The 19,151-nt window shown below is 53.0% G+C and carries 9 protein-coding genes and 1 riboswitch; of the genes, 7 read left to right on the top strand and 2 right to left on the bottom strand.

From position 1 onward, the window contains the following. Positions 1-62: 62 nt before the first annotated feature. Positions 63-398, bottom strand: coding sequence for a hypothetical protein (locus F3H20_RS06590; protein WP_149734153.1), 336 nt, complete (start codon positions 396-398; stop codon positions 63-65). 306 nt (positions 399-704) lie between these two features. Then, positions 705-1,079 (bottom strand): pyridoxamine 5'-phosphate oxidase family protein, encoded by a 375-nt coding sequence (locus tag F3H20_RS06585; RefSeq protein ID WP_149734152.1) that lies wholly within the window; start codon positions 1,077-1,079, stop codon positions 705-707. A 195-nt stretch (positions 1,080-1,274) separates the two neighbouring features. Between F3H20_RS06585 and F3H20_RS06580 the strand changes: the two genes are divergently transcribed. The 7 genes from F3H20_RS06580 to F3H20_RS06550 all read left to right on the top strand — a co-directional run bounded on the left by F3H20_RS06580 (position 1,275) and on the right by F3H20_RS06550 (position 19,144). Then, positions 1,275-1,811: an RrF2 family transcriptional regulator gene (locus tag F3H20_RS06580; protein WP_223191656.1), complete on the top strand. Its 537-nt coding sequence runs from the start codon at positions 1,275-1,277 to the stop codon at positions 1,809-1,811. Between the two features lie 78 nt (positions 1,812-1,889). Next, complete coding sequence (locus F3H20_RS06575) at positions 1,890-2,531, top strand: lactate utilization protein (protein ID WP_149734151.1); 642 nt, start codon at positions 1,890-1,892, stop codon at positions 2,529-2,531. A 363-nt stretch (positions 2,532-2,894) separates the two neighbouring features. Then, positions 2,895-3,695, top strand: a complete 801-nt coding sequence (locus F3H20_RS06570; protein WP_149734150.1) for an HAD family hydrolase — start codon at positions 2,895-2,897, stop codon at positions 3,693-3,695. Positions 3,696-4,018: 323 nt separating this feature from the next. Then, positions 4,019-4,106: riboswitch (cyclic di-GMP riboswitch) on the top strand. A gap of 195 nt (positions 4,107-4,301) precedes the next feature. Beyond that, positions 4,302-6,287: a methyl-accepting chemotaxis protein gene (locus F3H20_RS06565; RefSeq protein WP_149734149.1), complete on the top strand. Its 1,986-nt coding sequence runs from the start codon at positions 4,302-4,304 to the stop codon at positions 6,285-6,287. A 1-nt stretch (position 6,288) separates the two neighbouring features. Next, positions 6,289-6,795, top strand: coding sequence for a GGDEF domain-containing protein (locus F3H20_RS06560; RefSeq protein ID WP_149734148.1), 507 nt, complete (start codon positions 6,289-6,291; stop codon positions 6,793-6,795). Positions 6,796-7,052: 257 nt separating this feature from the next. Beyond that, positions 7,053-8,630 carry a ShlB/FhaC/HecB family hemolysin secretion/activation protein gene (locus tag F3H20_RS06555; protein WP_223191655.1) on the top strand — a complete coding sequence of 526 codons (1,578 nt, stop codon included), beginning with the start codon at positions 7,053-7,055 and terminating at the stop codon, positions 8,628-8,630. Between the two features lie 98 nt (positions 8,631-8,728). Beyond that, the gene (locus F3H20_RS06550) at positions 8,729-19,144 is read left to right on the top strand and encodes an MBG domain-containing protein (RefSeq protein ID WP_149734146.1); all 10,416 of its coding nucleotides are present in this window, start codon (positions 8,729-8,731) and stop codon (positions 19,142-19,144) included. Positions 19,145-19,151: the final 7 nt, after the last annotated feature.

The following is a 19,151-nucleotide window of genomic DNA, read 5'->3' as shown; positions in this document are numbered from 1 at the left end:
ATATTCGAAATTACTTCGAGAAAAGAAATCCAGTCAATGAAATTGGATAAAGTTCTATTGGCTTATTGATAGTCAATAGTAACGCCCACACCAAAATGGATGAAATAATCGGGGTAGCCGTTAATGGGAAGCCAATAGGAAATGATATTTTTGTCGCCGCGAGTAATGGTTTTGTAAGTGGCTTTTTGGGTTTGCAAGGCTTGATTGGCCAGACAGCCTCTGTGGGCTTCCGGCGCGCCTTGCTCAATACACCGCATGCCGGGCATACGGCCAATCGCCGCACAGGCCGCATTCACGGCAATGACTTCACGGCTTTTGTGTACCAGGGTAACCGGTTCGGGGAAATTTTCCCACATTAATTGAAAAGCTTCCACTACTTTCGTATCAAGATTCATCATACACTCTCCTCGGTAGATTAAATAAGGTTCTACTTATAATAACGCTAACAGTGTGATTTTATTGCAGTCTGCTTAACTTTTAAAATATTTATTCTTAAGGTAACGCCAAAAGAAAGGATCTTTGACCACGCCACGAAAACAGTGGGAAATGGCCCCGCTCTTGTTTCTGACAAGGGTGGGGCCATTGCACATTTTTCAATAGGATTTTGGATATATACGTTAAGTTACCATAAGTGAAATTTACAAAAAAAGATAAGCAAGAGAGAAATAATTTTTTTTTACGGAGCTAACCGGAACGGTTAGTTATTAGAGCATTTGCTTGGCTTTGGCAACGGTGATTTCCAATACTCTGGTTAAGAAGGAGAACTTTTCCTTCATCATATCAAATTCAGGGCCGGATGCAAGAAATTTTCCTGTTCCTTCGACGAGAAAGCCTGTACCCTGGTAGTCTTTATAGCCCATAACTTCCCTGCTGCCTAAAGTCAGTTTCACTTTATTGTGGAGAGTAAGGTTTTTTTCGGTCCGGTGCATGGCATACGCCGGAATTAAGATTCGTTGGTCAGGCGTGATAACCAGGTAGGAATTCCAGGTATTTACCACATGGACTTCTTCCGTATTCCAGGTCACGATGGAAACGACTCCTTCATGGGTTAATACTTCGAAAAATTTTTCGCTTAGCATATTTTTCCTCCTATATGTTTATAAAATATAAAATTACAGATAATTATAATCGCAGATATATATTATCTGTAATTATTATATAAAGAGTATTTCCTTGTGTCAACCGCTCTTGCGTAAAAGAAAGGGATTGTAGATAATATTTGACTATAATGTGAAGGAGTTTGTATTGACTAATCGGAAATATGGAAGTACTATGTGAAAAGTAAACAGTATGAGAAGGTGAATTCATTGCAATTTTCCGTGGGTGTAGAGTACGCGTTACATTGTCTGTTATATATGGTGGATTTTCCGGCCGGCAAATCAGTGGGGATCAAGGACTTAGCGGCGTACCAGGGCATTTCTGAGACCTATCTTTCCAAGGTATATACAAAGCTTACGAAAGCGGGTATTGTCAAATCGATTCCCGGCGTTAAAGGCGGGTATAAGTTGGCCCGTACGCCGGAGACCATCACCTTTTGGGATGTTGTGGAGGCCATCGAGGGGGCTTCTCACTTCTTCCGCTGTGTGGAGATCAGGCAAAAAGAGATATTGCTGGACAAAGAAAACCTGCCGGACTCACACAAAAAGTGTCCCTGTTTAATTAAAGTGGTCATGCTGGAAGCGGAAGAAGAGATGAGGCAGTATCTAAGAGCTAAAACATTGGCCTGGCTGCATGCCGAGGTACAGACGAAAGTTCCTGCCGAGCAGCGGGCGGCCACGCTGGATTGGTTTCTGCGTGGGCAGTCGCGATAGGGCTCTGCTTTTTTCTGGCTGCAAGTTTACTTGCTAAGAAACTAAAGATAAAATATGTAACTGGACGTGATTGGAAGAATGGACAATCATATAACATGGTATAGAAACAAGCAGATTGAACGTACGATGGCTAATTTGGAAAAGCATAATATTGGTTCTTTTTATGTTGCTGATGAACTGGCGTTAAAAGAAAAGATAAAGCAGTTGATCCCCGAGCATTCGACGGTGGCAGTGGGAGACTCGGTAACGCTTGGGGAAACAGGCATACTGGATCTTTTGCGTAATGGCCGCTACAACTTTCTGGACAAGTACCGGCAGGGAATTACCCGGGAAGAGAAAAAAGCGCTATACCGGCAAAGCTTTGGCGCTGATACATTTCTAGCTAGTACGAACGCCTTAACTGAGGAGGGCGAATTATACAATATTGATGGCAATGGCAGTAGAGTAGCCGCTATGATCTATGGTCCGGAGCAGGTTATTATTGTGGCTGGAATTAACAAGCTGGTAAGAAATCTGGAGGAAGCGGAAAAACGGACAAGACATTACGCAGCCCCTTTGGATGCGAAGCGGTTAAACAAGAAGACGCCCTGCGCTACGCTGGGATATTGTGTGGATTGCAAAAGTGAGGAACGGATATGTAACAGCTTTGCCGTGATTAAACGGCAATTTATCAAAGACCGTATCAAAGTGGTGATTGTGGGCAGGGAACTGGGGTATTAAGATACCGGTTGCCTGCCTTTGCGTTTCGGGTAATTTGCAGGGTGCTTTTGATTTGGGCGGCGATGAGGTAAGAACCAATGAAGGTTGGCCTCGCCGGTGAGTAGGGGGAGAGGCTTTAGCGTAGTGGCGGAGGAACTGTGCAAACTGGCGAGAGCTTGCAGGGGCAGTGGGAATCTTAAAGTATACTCTGTAGCGGATAAGCCCGGTGAGAATGTCTTAGGATAACTTGCCAGGCTTGGTTACTTTCGGCGGTCCAATTGTACCGGAGGGGTAACGGCAGGAATTTTTATTGTGTGAGATAAATATAGAAGAGTAGGAATGTAACATGTTATAGCGAAGAACGAAGAAAACGAGGAATGGCTTATGGGGAAAAAGATTGTGTTTTTTGATGTTGACGGGACCATGCTGCATTTGCCAGGCGGTATGTATGAGCCTTTGCCCAGCACCTGTGAAGCGGTTCGCCTGCTGCAGGAAAAAGGCCATTATGCCGTGGTGGCTTCGGCCCGGGGCAAGCTGCCAGCGGTATTGGAAAAACTTAATTTTGACGGATTCATCGGCTGCAATGGTAACTATATTACTTTTCACCAGGAAGTCCTGTATGACAATTATTTTAAACCTGAAAACCTTACTTTTTTACTGCGACTTTTCCAGGAATATGATGTGCCGTTTAATTTCACCGGCAGCCTGGGTATCTGGTCGAGCCCGGCGGATCATCCGGTGCTACAGCGCCATAGGGAATTGTTCGGTGCCGACTTATCAGGCGATGAGCCCTGGATATTTTCCTGGCAGCCGGAAGAGATTCACTCCGGGATGGTCACCGCTATGTTTGCCGCCGAACAACAGATGCTTACCTGCCGGGATTGTTTGCCAAAAGACTGGCTGGTAGATATGTACACCTCGGAAAATATTCGCATGGATATCCACTTGCCCGGCCATACCAAAGGCAAGGGTGTCCGCTTTTTGCACGAAAAACTGGGTATTGATTTTGCCAATACCTTCGCTTTTGGCGATGCCCGCAATGACCTGGAGATGATGCGCCAGGTGAACTATGGCATTGCCATGGGAAATGCCACCGAAGAACTGAAGGCGGCTGCCTTTGCGGTAACCGACGATGTGGATAAGGACGGAATTTATAAGGCACTGAAAAAATATAATGTGATCTGAATGTTGTCTAAGCCAAAGAAGACAGCCTGGTATCCGTTGACGGGTATCAGGCTGTCTTGATATAAACTTCAGTTCAGCGGCCGAGTGGTTTTCCGGGTTAGGGTATAGGCTAAATGTCGCGCATAGTAAGATCGGATAGGAATATATAACTTATCAGGTTGATGATTTGGATATAGTGGGCCGGATCAGGAACGGCATGCTGCAGGAAGTGGTCCATTGAGTGAGACATAGCTACAGTGAGCTTGCTGACGAAAAAGTCAAAATATGAGTGAGTTTTGTAGAATAGCAAGAGGATTTTCCTGTAATTTGTCGAAAAGGAAAATAAATGGAATGGGCAAACTCAGCCGAAAGGTGAGGACGCAAAGCCATGGGTCTAAAGGGTTAGCTACCGATGACTGCCAGGCTGCGATTGAAATATCAATCGTAGCCTGTTTTTTTTGTTTTCGATCAGTAAACCTGGCCGGCTTACTGCAAAAAAGTGGACAGAACCCAAGGTGGCGGAACCAGCTCCGATGAGAGGAGGGCAGCAGCAACCTTAAGGACATTGCAAAGCGATTTCCGATGATTGAAAATGACAGTTGATACCAAAAAGTCAGGGGGATTTTTATGAAAATGTTAAAGTCACAACTCACTATTGTTATAACGGCTGTTATTGTCATAAGCTTGTTGCTTGTCGGCGGATTAAGCTACCGCAATCAACGGAATCTCATTCTAGAGGATGAAGCACAGGAATTTAAAAAAATAGACATGATTGTCCAAACCAGTATTGAAGAATATTTGAATCGTTCCGCTGCGGTCGCCGCTTCCCTTGCCTATAATCCGGAAGTGGCACGCCTGCTTAGCGAGCGGGACCGGGAAGGTTTATTCCGGCTGGTTGGCCCGGTGTATAAGCAGCTTAAGGAGCAGGGCGTAGAACAAATGCAGTTCCATCTGGCGCCGGCGACTTCTTTTTTACGAATTAATGCGCCGGGTAAGTTTGGTGATGACTTATCGGGCTTTAGAAAAACGGTAGTCGAGGCTAACAAATCCCTTAAGCCTGTTGTCGGCATTGAAGCCGGCGTTACCGGCTGGGGTTTTCGCGCTGTTATGCCAGTTTATTTCAATAATGCCCCTGTCGGTACGGTGGAAACAGGCATGAATTTTGATAAAGTCTTTTTGGAAAAACAATTAAAGGCCAAATTCCCCGGTGAGTATTATTGCTATGAGTTGAACCCAGACGGAACGGACAAGCTGTTGGCAGCGACTGCGGATGAAGACCTGCTGGCGCTGCCGATCGATACTGCCCGGCAGGTTGCGGCCAGCGGTGCGATGAGCTACGGCTATAGTAATAACGGTGAGAAGGCTTATGTAGCGGTTCCGGTCCGGGATTACTCCGGTCAGGTCAAAGCCTTGATCAAAGTGGTATTAGACAGGCAGAATACATTGGCGCAACTGCAGAAAAACATGCTGATAACCTGCGTATTAAGTGCGGGTGTCTTGGTGCTTGCGGTTTTTTTAATTCTTTTGGTTATGAAACGCCAATTAGTAAACCCTATTTATCAATTGCTGGAGAAAATGGAGCAGGTAGCGCAGGGTGATTTGAGTATTTCCTTCGCCCGGGACAAACGGGGTGAGGTCGGACGCCTGGAGGGGGCTATTGGCAATACGCTACAACAGCTTTGCAACTTAATTTCCCAAATCCAGCAAGTAGCTCTGCAGCTTGCCGCTGCCAGCCAGACATTGAATGCCAATGCCGATCTGTCGGCTCAGACAGCTGCTCAGGTGGCGGCAGTGATCGGAGAAGTAGCGGATGGAGCGGAAAAACAATTGCGGGCTGTCGATGGCGCAACGGCGGTTGTTGAACAAATGTCGGACAGCATTGACCAAATTGCCGCTCATGCCAACCAGGTGGCCGGTACTTCGTCGCAGTCGGCTGAAACGGCGCAAGAAGGCAACAAGACGGTGGAAAACGTCATTAGACAAATGGGAAATATCGAAAAGGCTGTGGCGCATTCTTCGCAGGTGGTGGTCAAGCTGGGAGCTGCTTCCCAGGAGATCGGCCAGATTGTCGATACCATTTCCGGATTGGCCGGCCAGACCAATCTGCTGGCACTTAATGCTGCCATTGAAGCAGCCCGTGCCGGAGAACAGGGACGGGGTTTTGCCGTAGTGGCGGAAGAAGTCCGCAAACTAGCCGAACAATCACAGGAAGCTGCGAAGCAAATTAGTACTTTAATTGCTGAAATACAGCACAATACGGCTGACGCGGTACTGGCCATGGAAGGAGGCACCAGAGAGGTCCGCAATGGCGCGGAAGTGGTTGTAGAGTCCGGACGTGCTTTTCAGGCTATTTTCCAATCTATCGATACCGTATCGGAACAGACCAGGGAAATTTCTGCCTCTATACAGCAAATGACCGGTGGCAGCCAGCAAATTATCCAGTCTGTGAAGGATATTGACACGATCAGCAAAGGAGCTGCCAGTAAGGCTCAGACGGTGTCGGCTGTGACAGAGGAACAATCGGCAACTATGGAAGAAATTGCTGCCTCCAGTCAAACCCTTGCTAAAATGGCTGCAGAATTAACCCGAGCCGTAGGCCGGTTTAAGCTTTAATATAAAGAACCGGCGGGCCTTCCGGGAGCGCTTGGAAGCAACCTTGCTGAAGACGAAGGAAGAGGAAAACGAGGTTTTTCTGGGGCTTATGGGCTTGGACGGTTTGAAAAAAGTTAATGATGTGTATGGTCATCGCGAAGGTGACCGATATATCAGCACGTTCAGCTCTTTGTTGCGCAGGGTACTGCGTCCAACCGAAATTGCCGAACGAATCGGAGGAGATGAGTTTGCCGTCATTTTCACTCAATGCTCGCGTCAGTATGCCCAGCAAACAATTCGGCAGCTTCAACAACAATTGAAAGAGGCATCCTTATCGCTAAACTTCATCATGAGAGTGAGCGCCGGTTTGATCGCGATAGAAAGCTGGATAGAGACTGATATTGACACCCTATTGAGTATAGCGGATGAAGCTATGTATAAGCAAGAATACCGGCATTATCGGCAGGTGCGTGCAGTAATTCGGGAGAGAGACTATAAAGGCTTTTGCGGCAAGATGGCCCATTTTTAGTTGGCTTATATATGCAAGAGGCGGGCAAACCCTATAAAGCCGCTATGGGGGCCTCCGAGAAACTGGTTCAAGTCGTGAAAGCTTTAGTCGATGCTGACAAAAAGGAGCAAGCGAAAAGAGCCGAACAAATTTGGACACTAATACTGCTGGTAAATCTGATAAACAATGTGAAAATATAGAAGGTCAGATTTTGAGGGGAGAAAGGGAATAATACTATGTTTTTTTGCTATCGCAAATGTGGAAGAAGGACCAAACGGTTGGCAGCGTTGATAACTTGCGGATTAATCTCCACAGGTTGGTTTATGACAGCCGGTTACGCCGCGCCGCGAGCAGGGGACAGTCAGCCGGTTATCGTGATTAACCAATATTTTTTTAGCGGGCAGAGCTTGGTGCCCGAGACTGAACTGGCGGCTCTGCTCAAGGACAGTGTGGGTAAACCGGCTACGTTCAGTGATTTGGAGCGGCAAGCGGATATCGTTACCCGCTACCTCCGGTCCAAGGGATACTTTGTCGCTTTTGCCTATATTCCGGCCCAGGATTTTGTTGGCGGTGACATCAAAATTGTCATTGAGCCAGGGCATTATGATCAAGTTATTATTAACAACAAGACGGAAATTCGCGAGGATGCTATCCGCCGTGAATTGGGCGGCGTAACAGCCGGGGCCGTGGTAGAAAAAAAGTCACTGGAAAGAGCCGTCTGGCTGATCGGCGACCTGGCGGGAGCAGAGGCCAAAACCTCGCTGCAGGCCGGCTCGCAGCCAGGCACCACCACGCTGACGGTTAATGTAACGCCCGAAGGCAAAAAGACCTGGGGTTATGTCGGCGTCGATAATGGCGGCTACCGTTATACGGGCCGTATGGAATACACGGCACTGGTCAACCAGGCCAATCCCTTACGGGAAGGAGATCTTCTGACCCTCAGCGGCCTCTATACGGGTGAGGGACAGTCGGCCGGCAGCCTGTCTTACACGACGCCTGTATGGGATCAGGGCAGCCGCATCGGCATTAGCTATGCCCGGTCCCGCTATCTGCTGGGTGACATCTATAGCGACTGGGATTTAACGGGGACCGCCGATGTACTCAGTTTTTCTTATCAGAAAAACCTTCAGCGTTCCCGCAATGCCAATTGGTATGCGCAACTGCGCTTTGATTCCAAAAGACTGCACGACAAGGCCTTTGGCATGATCGACACTCGCAAAGACTCTCATAACTGGGTAGCTGGCATCAACGGCGACACCCTTGACACCTGGCAAGGGGGAGGTGCCAATACCTACTCGCTCACCTATACCGGCGGCGATCTCAGGCTCCATGATCCTGTTGAGCAGGTCATTGATGATACCGGCTTGCGTACGGCCGGTTCTTTCGGCAAATACAATCTTAACCTCACCCGCCTGCAGCAAGTACGGGAACGGTTAGCGCTTTATCTGACCTACTCTTATCAATGGGCGGACAAGAATCTGGACGCCTCGGAAAAGATGTACCTGGGCGGTCCTTATGCCGTACGGGCCTATCCGGTAGGCGAGGCTTCCGGCGATGAGGGCTGGCTTGGTTCGGCCGAACTGCGCTGGAATCTGCCGAACAAGGAAGGCGCTAAAGATGTATGGCAGTTGATTACCTTTGTGGATGCCGGATCCGTTCTGCTCAATAAAGATCCGCTGCCCGGTGTGGGCGACAACCGCCGCTCCTTATCCGGCATGGGTGTTGGCGTCAACTGGAGCCGGGAAAGCAACTGGGCGGCTCGCTTGCATTACGCCTGGAAGCTGGGTTCGGAGGAGGCTCAGTCCGATACCGATAAATCGGGGCGCTTTTGGTTCCAGCTATATAAGTTTTTCTAGTCTTTATTCCCTGTAGAGGGGCGGCAGCCGCAGGGCGGGGTTTTTATGCCTCGCCGCTGTTATTCCGAATTGCTGACAAAGGAGGTCACAATACATTTATGCGTATTTCACGTAAACAGCGCCGGGCCCGCCAGCGCAGACAGGAAACGCAAGGCAGTCTGAAAAGCATACTGAAAAAGAGTGCCCAGGCCGCGACCGTGGCGGCGTTCCTGTTACATGGAGCAGTTCTCCCGCCGGCCCAGGCCATGCCTGCCAACGGGCAGGTAAGCACCGGCGCGGCCGTCATCAATCAAGCCGGCTCGGTTATGACTATTCAGCAGCAAACCGCCCAGGCGGCCATCAACTGGCAGTCCTTCGGCATTGCCGCCAATGAAGCGGTCCGTTTTCTCCAGCCGGGTGCTAATTCAGCCATCCTCAACCGCGTAATCGGCAACAATCCGTCGGCCATTTTCGGTCAATTAACCTCGAACGGAAGGGTTTTTCTGGTAAACCAGAACGGCGTGTACTTTGCGCCCGGTTCACAAGTCAATGTAGGCGGTCTGGTAGCCACCACCTTGAGCATTACCGACGCCGACTTCATGGCCGGACGCTATGCCTTTGCCAGCCAAGGCCAGGCCGGCAGTGTCATCAACCAGGGCAGCATCATTGCAGGGAATCAGGGCCTGGTTGCTCTATTGGCACCGGAAGTGAAAAACGAAGGCGTGATTGTGGCCAGAAAGGGCAGCGTCGTGCTCGCTGCCGGCAATCAGGCCACGTTGGACTTTAATGGCGACGGCAAGGTGCAGCTTGCTCTTGGCGAAGGAGCGCTTAAAGCCGTAGCCGATAATCAAGGACTCATCGAAGCCGACGGCGGTCTGGTATTGATGACCGCTCGTGCCGGTCAGGACCTGACTTCGTCGGTAGTCAATCAAAGCGGTGTCATTCGTGCCCGGAGCTTAGACGGTCAGGCAGGAGCGGTCACGCTTAACGCCGTGAACGGTACTGTACAGGCAGCCGGCACGGTGGACGCCTCGGCGGCTCAAGGCCAGGGCGGCACCGTAAATGTGTTCGGCAAGGATATTGTCGTGACCGGTCAAGTGGACGTATCGGGCAGCACCGGCGGCAAAGTCCGTATCGGCGGCGACTGGCAGGGCAGCGGCGACGCGCCTCATGCTGATCAGGTAACTATTGCCCGGGAAGCGGTCATTAACGCTGATGCCAGGAATAGTGGTCAAGGCGGCACGGTAGCTATTTGGTCGGATGGTACAACGAAATTCGACGGCACCGTCAGCGCTCGCGGCGGCGCCCAAGGCGGCGACGGCGGCAAGGTGGAAACCTCGGGACATGTGCTGCAGGCCAATGGCACCGTGAACGCCGCAGCGGTAAACGGCAAGAGCGGTGAATGGTTGCTGGATCCATATAATCTGACGATTGCCAGCGGTGCAGGCGGCAGTGCGGGAAGTGGCAGCTATGTGCCGGGCGCCAATGATTCCACCGTTGATGTGAGCACGATTAACAACGCCTTAAACGGCGGCACCGACGTAACGATTAAGACGGGCACGGTTCCCGGGATGGGCTCCGCCGGCAGTCAGAACGGTGATATTACCGTGAATTCCGACATCTTGAAAAGCAGCGGCGGCAACGCTAAACTGACCTTGCAGGCTCACAACGATATTATTGTCAATGCGAACATCGGATCTACTGCCGGCCAGTTAAACCTGGATTTTAATGCCGATACGGATGCCACAGCCGGCGGCGCAATCAGACTGAACAGCGGCAAAGCCATCACGACCAATGGCGGCTCGGTGCTGCTCCATGGCGGAGCCGGAACAACCGGTTATGCCGTCAATCAGGCAAATAGCGCTACCCCCGGCGTGGATATTCAAGGCAGCATTACCACAAGCGGCGGCACGATTACTATGTATGGACAAAGCACCGCCGCTGCTGCTAATGCCGCCGGCGTGTCGCTCACCGGCGCTTTGGACAGCGGCGGCGGCAATATCAGTATTAACGGCTGGATCAATAATACGGCCGCCGACAGCTCCAGCGCCGGCGTCAAGCTGGGCGGCACCATGAATGCCGGCACGGGTACGGTGACGGTTAGCGGTCAAAATGACAAAAGCGGCGGTAACGGGATGGCGGTTGTGCTGGGCAGCAGTGCCAACATGACGGCAAAAAACACCGTGCTGATTGGCAATGCCATGACGTTTGACGGTGCGGCGCGGGTGACCGGCGCCGCCGGCGGTACGTTAACGGTGAAGCCGCTGACCGCAGGCCGGAATGTTTTTGTCGGTACGACCGGCAGCAACGGTTTGAATTTAGTGGGAAACTTGTTCAATCAGAATAACAACTCCGTGTTCCAGGGCTTTGGCAATACAGTCATCGGCCATGATGCCGGCACCGGCACCATCACGGTGAACGGCGCGGCTTTCGGTAATGACGTGACGCTGCAGGCGACAGGCACGAACGGCAATATTGCTGTTAACGGAGCGCTCGCTGCCGGAAGCAATACGATCACGCTGAAAGCTGCTGCCGACAGCGGCGGCACCGGCGTGATCACGGCCAGCGGCTTGAATCTGCAAGGCACGAATGCCGCCTTTACCTTAGGCGGCGCCAATGCGGTCACGGCTTTGGCCGGTAATGTGAAAAGTCTGGCCTTTACCAATGGCGGTAGCTTTACGGTGGATGCGGCCGGCGGCGCCAGCGGCCTGACGATAGCTGGCAGCAGCATACTGACCGCCAATACCGGCGGCGTCACCGTCAATAAGAATATTACCAGCAGCAGCGGAACGAACACGCTGACTGTCAACGCCAATGATCCGGTCGGCGGCACGATTACGGTCAATGCCGGCGCAACTGTCGGCGCGTCCGCCGGTAAACTGAATGTAACCTTCAACGCCGGCAAGGATATATCCCTGAACGGCGGCACGATCAATACCAACGGCGGCAATGCGGCGCTGACGGCGCAGGGAGCGATTGCCCTGGCCAATGCCGCCAAGGTGCAAGCCGCCGACGGCAATATTAATCTCCGGTCGGCGACCTGGGGCACTATGAATGGTACGGTGAGCGGCGCAGGAAAGCTAACTATTGACACCTACGCGGCAAACGGCACCATTGGCGTCGGTGATGGCAGCGCCGGAGCCTTGCGGATTTCGACGGCGGCTTTCGGTACTACACCGGTGTTTACCCCCGGCTTTAGTGAAATCGTCATTGGCCGGACCGACGGCACCGGCGAAGTCAATGTGGGCAAGCTCACTGTTCAGGACAAGCTGACCGTTCAGTCCGGTGACGCAGCAGCCGGTAAGGTGACCTTTGCTGCCGGCGCCGATCTCGAGACAAACAACAAAGCGCTCACAATTGACGCCGGCACCATTGACTTTACTAATGGGGCTACTGTCGAAGCCGGCAGCGGCGACCTGACCCTAAACGCCGATACCATTACCAACTGGAGTAATGCCAAATTCGACAAGATGCTCGGCGGACAACTGGCCATTGCTCCCAAAACAGCTGCCCGGGCCTTGCAAATCGGCGGAACGGCTGCTGCCGGCAAGCTGTCGGTGGATGCTGCCGGCATGACGAAAATTGGTGCCGGCCAGTTTAGCAATGTCACCATCGGCCGCAGCGACGGCACTGGTGCAGTCTCGGTAGACAGCTTTGCCGTACCGTCCACGACGCTGACGGTGCTTAGCCCCGGCGGCGCGGCAGCCATTAACAGCGGTGCCAATATTACCGGCACGACCGGCCAGACTCTGACCTTTAAGGTTCAATCACTGACCCAGGATGCTTCGTCAAAGGTGGCAGTCGATAAGCTGCTGCTGGACGGCAACAATAGCGGCGCCTTTGATTTATCCGCCGCCGCCAATGCCGTGGGCACCGTGGCGGCTAAGGTGGGTAGTTTGAAGCTGTACAACGGCTCCCTTCTGACCATTGGTACGGTGGGCGGCGTAAACGGCATTACCGCCACCGGCAAGGTGGAACTGGCGGCTGACCGCATGACGGTGAATCAAAAGGTGACCACGCCGGGCGACCTGCAAATTTACACGCTGACCAACAGCAAGAACATTCAGGTCGGCGGCACGGATAACAGCTCCGATCTCTACCTGCCATCAAGCTACTTCAATTCCGGCGGCGTACTGGGCGGCAGCTACAACAAAATTATCCTGGGGCGCTTGGTCAGTAAAGGCGATAAGATCGCCGGCGATCATAACGGCAATATCAGTATTGCCGACACCAGCTTTTCCGCTGCTTTGGACATCAGGACGACAGCCAACGCTGCCTTATCCGGGACGGTTAAGGTCGGCTCGGCTTCCCCCTATAAGGATTTGTCGCTCACCGCAAACCAGGCCACACTGCCTGGCGGTTCCAACCTGTATGTTAAAAATCTTAATCTTGAGCTGGCCAGCGGCCTGAACGGTCTGGCAGGACAGATAAACGGCACAGGCAGTTTAACGGTCAAAGTGCCGGACAACAAGGATATTTACATTAGCGATACCTATAACGGCGATCAATATAAAATTCCTTATACGGTAATTAACAACGTATTCACAGGCTTTCCGGCCTTTGCCGTGTCAGGAAAGCAAAATGTGTACTTCGATGCAGGCAATATCGGTAAATCGGTGTCGGTTGCTTCCGGGACAGGCGTCTATGGCGTAACCGTACAAGGGAATGTAGGGATCAGCGGCAGCAATACCCATGTCGGCATCAACGGCGGTTTCTTCAGTATGAACAGCGGCACAGGCTTGACGGTGAGCGGCAACAATGCCGCCGTCAATATCAGCGCGGACAATGACGTGACGCTGGCCGATGCCGCCGGCAGTGCCGGGGCGACTCAACTGCTGGTTAACGGCAATGATGCCGTAATCAACCTGACTGCCGGCGGCAAGGTTAAGCTGGGTGACTATGCTCGCGCCGCGATTAGCGGCAGCAATGCGAACGTTACCGTCAAAGCCAGCGAGCTTGCTTTGGGAGCCAATGCCCAGATCAATCTCGGCAGCGGCGATACCAGCACCCTTACCCTGCAAGCCAATAAACTCACGGAAACGGTCGACAGCATCACCAACATCACCGGCCAGGGCACTTTAAATCTGGGGCCCCGCGACGGAGCGGTGGCGCTGGATGTGAATACTACCGGCAGCGGCAGCGGCCTGGTTATTACCCAAACGCAGCTTAACGGCGGCCTGTTTGACAATACCTTTAAGAACCTGAATCTGGGGCGAAGCGACGGCACCGGCCCGGTCACCATCGACGGGGTGAGTGTGAATAACACGATTACCGTTCAAAACGGTCCTGCCGGCACGATTAATATCGGCAGCGGTGGTCTGACTGTCAGCGGCTCCAACAAGGTTACGTTAAAAGCCAATAAAATCAGCAACTCCTCCGGCACAGGCGTTATTGATGCCGGCACCGGCACGATTAACCTGTATGCCAATGATCTGAGTAGCCTGACAGGCACCAAAACAGTCAAAGGTTCCGGTACGCTGGGGCTTGCCACCTATGACGGCAGCAAAGTCATTTCCCTGGGCAGCGTACAGCATGGCACAGGCGGCTTGTGGCTGACCAACAACCTGTTGACCACGACCTTCGATACCTCCTTCGATCATTACAATATCGGCAATACCAACCAGGGGAACATCTATGTCAATAGCTTTGATCTGGGTGGCGCTAAACAAGACACTACGCTGACAGCCCAAAATATTGTCTTCGAAGGGGATGCCAATCTGGACGGCAAGACGCTGGCGCTGAACGCCGGCAACTCGTCCAGCCAGACCAATGGAGTCATCACGGCGGATAAGCTGGCCCTGCAGGGCGGCACCTATGACCTGAGCGCTTCGGTCAACAAAATCGGCCTGTTGGCGGCCAACGCCAGACAGGTTAAGGTGAAAGCGGAGAAACTAGTCATTGGTCAGATAGCAACGCGAGCCAACGGCACTGTGACCGGCGTTGCGGCCAGCGGCACCGGTGTGGTCAACGATGATACCATCCGCCTGGAAGCGACGACTCCCGGCGGCCTGGCGGTCAATCAGAATGTCAGCGCGGCTGGTGGCGACATTACGCTGACGGCCGATACGATGACCTTTGATCCGGCGTCGCGCGTCAGCGCTCCCGGCATGCTGACCGTTCAGCAGTACAATCCCGGCACCACGCTGGACATTGGCACACCCGGCACAGGCACCTTGCAGCTAGGCTCCAGCCTGTTTAACGGTACGAACCGTGTTTTCAAGGACGGCTTCAGCCACCTGTATCTGGGCCGTGACGATGGGACCGGTGCCGTAACGGTAGCCGGCAGCCTGGATTTCGCTGATCCCACCACCATCCGTTCACCGGGAACAGGCGGCAGCATTACTGTGAAAAACGGTTCAACGATTACGACAGGCAATAATAGCCTGGAGTTTAAGACGGTCACGCTGACGACCGAGGATACGGCTACGGTAAATACCGGCAGCGGCGATCTGACGCTGACCGTGGATAATCTTAACTTGGCTGGCAACAGCGACCAGTCGCAGGCGCCCATTCAGGGTACCGGTCAGTTGATTTTTCAGACCCTGACTCAGAACAGGGATTTGTATCTTGGGCAATCGGGCGGCAGCGGCTTGTATCTGAAAGCAGGCTATTTTGACGGTACCAATACCAATCGCGTATTCCGCGACGGCTACAGCAAAATTATTCTTGGCCGGCCCGACGGCACAGGTGCGTTGTACCAGACAGGCACAACGGCCTTCACCGACGAGGTGCTGATTCGCCAGGCCAGCGCGAACAGCACCGGCAGCGTCAACGTCAAAGGCATTATCAGCACCGACGGCAATAATTTCAGTGTAGAGAGCCAAAAGGTCAACATTGACGCTCAAATCAACGCTGGCGACGGCGACGTATCCTTGACGGCGGACGCACTGACCATTACCGATACCAGCAGTGTAGCGAGTACCGGCAAGCTTCTGATCCAAACCTATTCGCCCAATACCAATATCAACCTGGGCAGCGGCGGCGGCGTCAATGATCTGAACTTAAAGAGCAGTTGGTTTAATGGCGGGCAGCGCATTTTTAAGGACGGCTTTGAGAGCATTACCATCGGCCGGACCGATGGTACCGGCGCAATTACCGTGAACGACAATTTCAAGGTAACCGATCACCTGACCTTGCAAAACGGATCAGGCCCTATTAGGGTAGCTGACGGCAAGGCCCTCGATCTGGGAGGGAATAATCTGACGGTGACGACGAATACGGGCGCCATTACCATTCCTGGCATCGTGCAGAACGTCAATACGCTGACCGCTACCTCGCTCGGCAATCGGATCAGCTTCAACAATCAGGGCAACACCATCACCCGGCTGGGCAATATTACCGCCGGCAAGGGCGTTGAAATCAGAACCAGCGGCGGCCTGACTATTGACGGTACGGTAAACGGCAATACCAGCGGGGCTGACGGTGAAGCTGTCGCTGTTTGGACCAAAGACGGCAATCTTGTTCTGGGCGGCGGCGGCAAGGTAACTTCCCAGGGTAATGCACCAGTATATCTGGTGGCTGAGAACAGCCATTTTATCAATCAAAATAAAAGCGCTAACTCCCGAGATATGATTGATCCCGGCAACAGCCGCTGGATTATCTCTACAGATGATTCCATTGGCGACGTGTACGGCGGACTGACGGGGGATTTCCGCCGGTATGGTACGGATTATAGTGAGATCACCAGCCTGCCCGGAACTTATGTTGGTAATGGCGCCGTTCACAAAAACCAGCCAGTGGCCACCATCTATGGCAAAAAGGTCTACGGCGACGGCAATGCCCAGTTCTTTGGCAATACGTTCTCTCTCTCCATTGCGGATTGGGCGCAGCGGCAAGCCTTGGATCAGGCGTTTCTCGGCGGCATGACGAGTGACCAGACCAATTCTGCCAAGTATAACTTTGGCACAGGCATTAACGCAGCGGCCGATGTCAACCTTGGCGGCACGGCCTACGGCACCAACCGCGGCGCCGGCGATGCGCTGTATGCCGCCTATACCGGAGCCAATCCGCTCAATTATAAGGTGGAAACCGAGTTCTGGGTTGCACCGAAGAACGTGACTGTAACGGCCAATACTGCTACCAAGGTCTATGACGGCCAGAAGTATATCAGCGGCGCGAATGGCGTGACCTACAGCGGTTTTGTCAACGGCCAGACGGCAGCTACAGCGGGAATCAGTGACGGCGCGGTCAGTTATGGCGGCAGCGCTGACGGGGCTAAGAATGTCGGCAGTTATGCCATTGATATTGACGGCAATTTGCAGGCCAATAACTATACCTTTACTTATGTGGACGGAATGCTGACCGTTACGCCGGCGCCGCTGACGATAAAGGCCAACAATGACAGCAAGGTCTATGATGGCCGGGGCTATAACAGCAACAACGGCGTGACCTACAGCGGCTTTGTCAACGGTGAGACGAACGCTGTATTGAGTGGTACGCTGGGTTACAGCGGCACTTCCCAGCCGGCAGTAAATGTTGGCAATGGCTATGTGATTACGCCCGGCGGCCTGACTTCCGGCAATTATACGATCACCTATCAAAACGGCGCGTTGAACATCACGCCGAAGGAGGTGCTCGTCACGGCCAATAATGCCACCAAGGTCTATGACGGCCTATCCTATGCCGGCGGCACAAATGGCGTCAGCTACAGCGGCTTTGCCGACGGCCAGGACGAAACCACGGCGGGAATCAGCGGCGGTGCGGTCACTTATGGCGGCAGCGCCAACGGGGCTAAGAATGTCGGCAATTATGCCATTGATATTGACGGTAATCTGCAAGCCAACAACTATACCTTTGCCTATGTGGACGGAACACTGACCGTCACGCCGGCGCCGCTGACGATAAAGGCCAATAATGACAGCAAGGTCTATGATGGTCTGGCCTATTACGGCAATAAAGGCGTGACCTACAGCGGCTTTGTCAACGGCGAGACGGCCGCCAGCCTGGGCGGTACGCTGAGCTACGGCGGCAGTTCCCAGTCGGCGGTAAACGCCGGCGGGTATGCCATTACGCCCGGCGGCCTGACCGCCGGCAATTATATGATCAACTTTGTAGACGGAACGCTGAATATTACGCCGGCACCGCTCACCATAACGGCCAACAATGACAGCAAGATGTATGACGGCCGGGCCTATGACAGCAACAAAGGCGTGACCTACAGCGGTTTTGTCAACGGCGAGACAACCGCCGGCCTGGGCGGTACGCTGAGCTATGGCGGCAGTTCCCAGTCAGCGGTGAATGTTGGCGACGCTTATGAGATTACGCCCGGCGGCCTGACCTCATCCAACTACGATATTCATTATGTGAATGGCAAACTGGAGATCACCAGGCGTCCGATTACCATTACGGTGGATGATGCCAGCCGCTACTACGGCTATGATAATCCGACAAGACTGGGCGGCAAAGTGACCGGTGATTTTGGCCTGGTTACAGGCGATAGCCTTGGCACCGTGGATGTGGCGGTAAGTCCGACGGCAACCCCGACAGCTAAGGCCGGTACGACGCATAGTCTGGAAGGGACCGGGGTGAACTTTACTGCCGGCCAGTCCGGCAACTATGAGATTACCTATGTGGACGGCATGCTCACCATTCTCAAAGCTCCGCTCACCATTACCGCCGATAATCAGCAACGGCCGCAAGGCACCGATAATTCCGAACTGACGGTTGCCTATGCCGGTCTTAAAAATGGTGAAAAGGCGTCGGACGTAGTAACCGGGCTTACGGTAGGCACTCAGGCCGATAAAAGCAGTCTGCCCGGCGGCTATGATATCATACCGAACGGGGCGATTGCCGAGAATTATCAAATTACGTTCGTCAATGGTCAGCTTACCGTTATCCCCAATCATGCTGCCCAGGACGCACAGACCGTCACCCAGCCCAAGACATCCCCAGGACAGCCATCTGTTCCCGGACAGACGGTCAATCCTCCCGGTTCGCCGGTCACTCTCCTTGACCCGGCCGTGCCGCCGGTCAATACCGTCACAGGTTCCGGGTTGCCGTCCGGTCTTACTGGCCAAGTCTCCATTACAACAGGCGGCCCGGCAAGCGAACGCACCTTTGTCGCCGATAACGGCGGGTTTGGCCTACGCTTGAACGGCGTACCGGAAGGCGAGCGCGGACCGGCGGCGACCAGCCGGACCTCCGGCGCGGTGCCGGTGCTGTATGCCGGTAGCGGTGAACAGCGCTTGGATGGCATCTATACGATTAATTATAATCCGAATGAGTTGTCCATCTTGCCGGCGGCGCAGAAGGTAACCATTCCGCGTTTGGATGAAATAGCTTCCGATGTGAACAAAACCTTCGGCCTGATATACCGGACCAAGTCGACAGGCTCCTTTGAAGTGACCTTCGGCAACGGCATTGTCTCCATCCATCCACTGGATGAGACTGCTTTGGGCACCGTCACCGGGAAGAACAGAGAACCTGGCCGAGCTATACTGGCTGCCGGCATTTTGTCGGCCGTCGAGGATTTGGGCGTAACTCCCGATCAGGTCAGAGCGGTCTACCTTTTTACTGAAATAAAAACTAGGAGTTGAGTTTTTC

This window comes from Propionispora hippei DSM 15287 (genome assembly GCF_900141835.1).
GTDB lineage: Bacteria > Bacillota > Negativicutes > Propionisporales > Propionisporaceae > Propionispora > Propionispora hippei.
The sequence above is the reverse complement of the archived record's forward strand: the minus strand, read 5'-3'. Positions and strand labels throughout refer to the sequence as shown.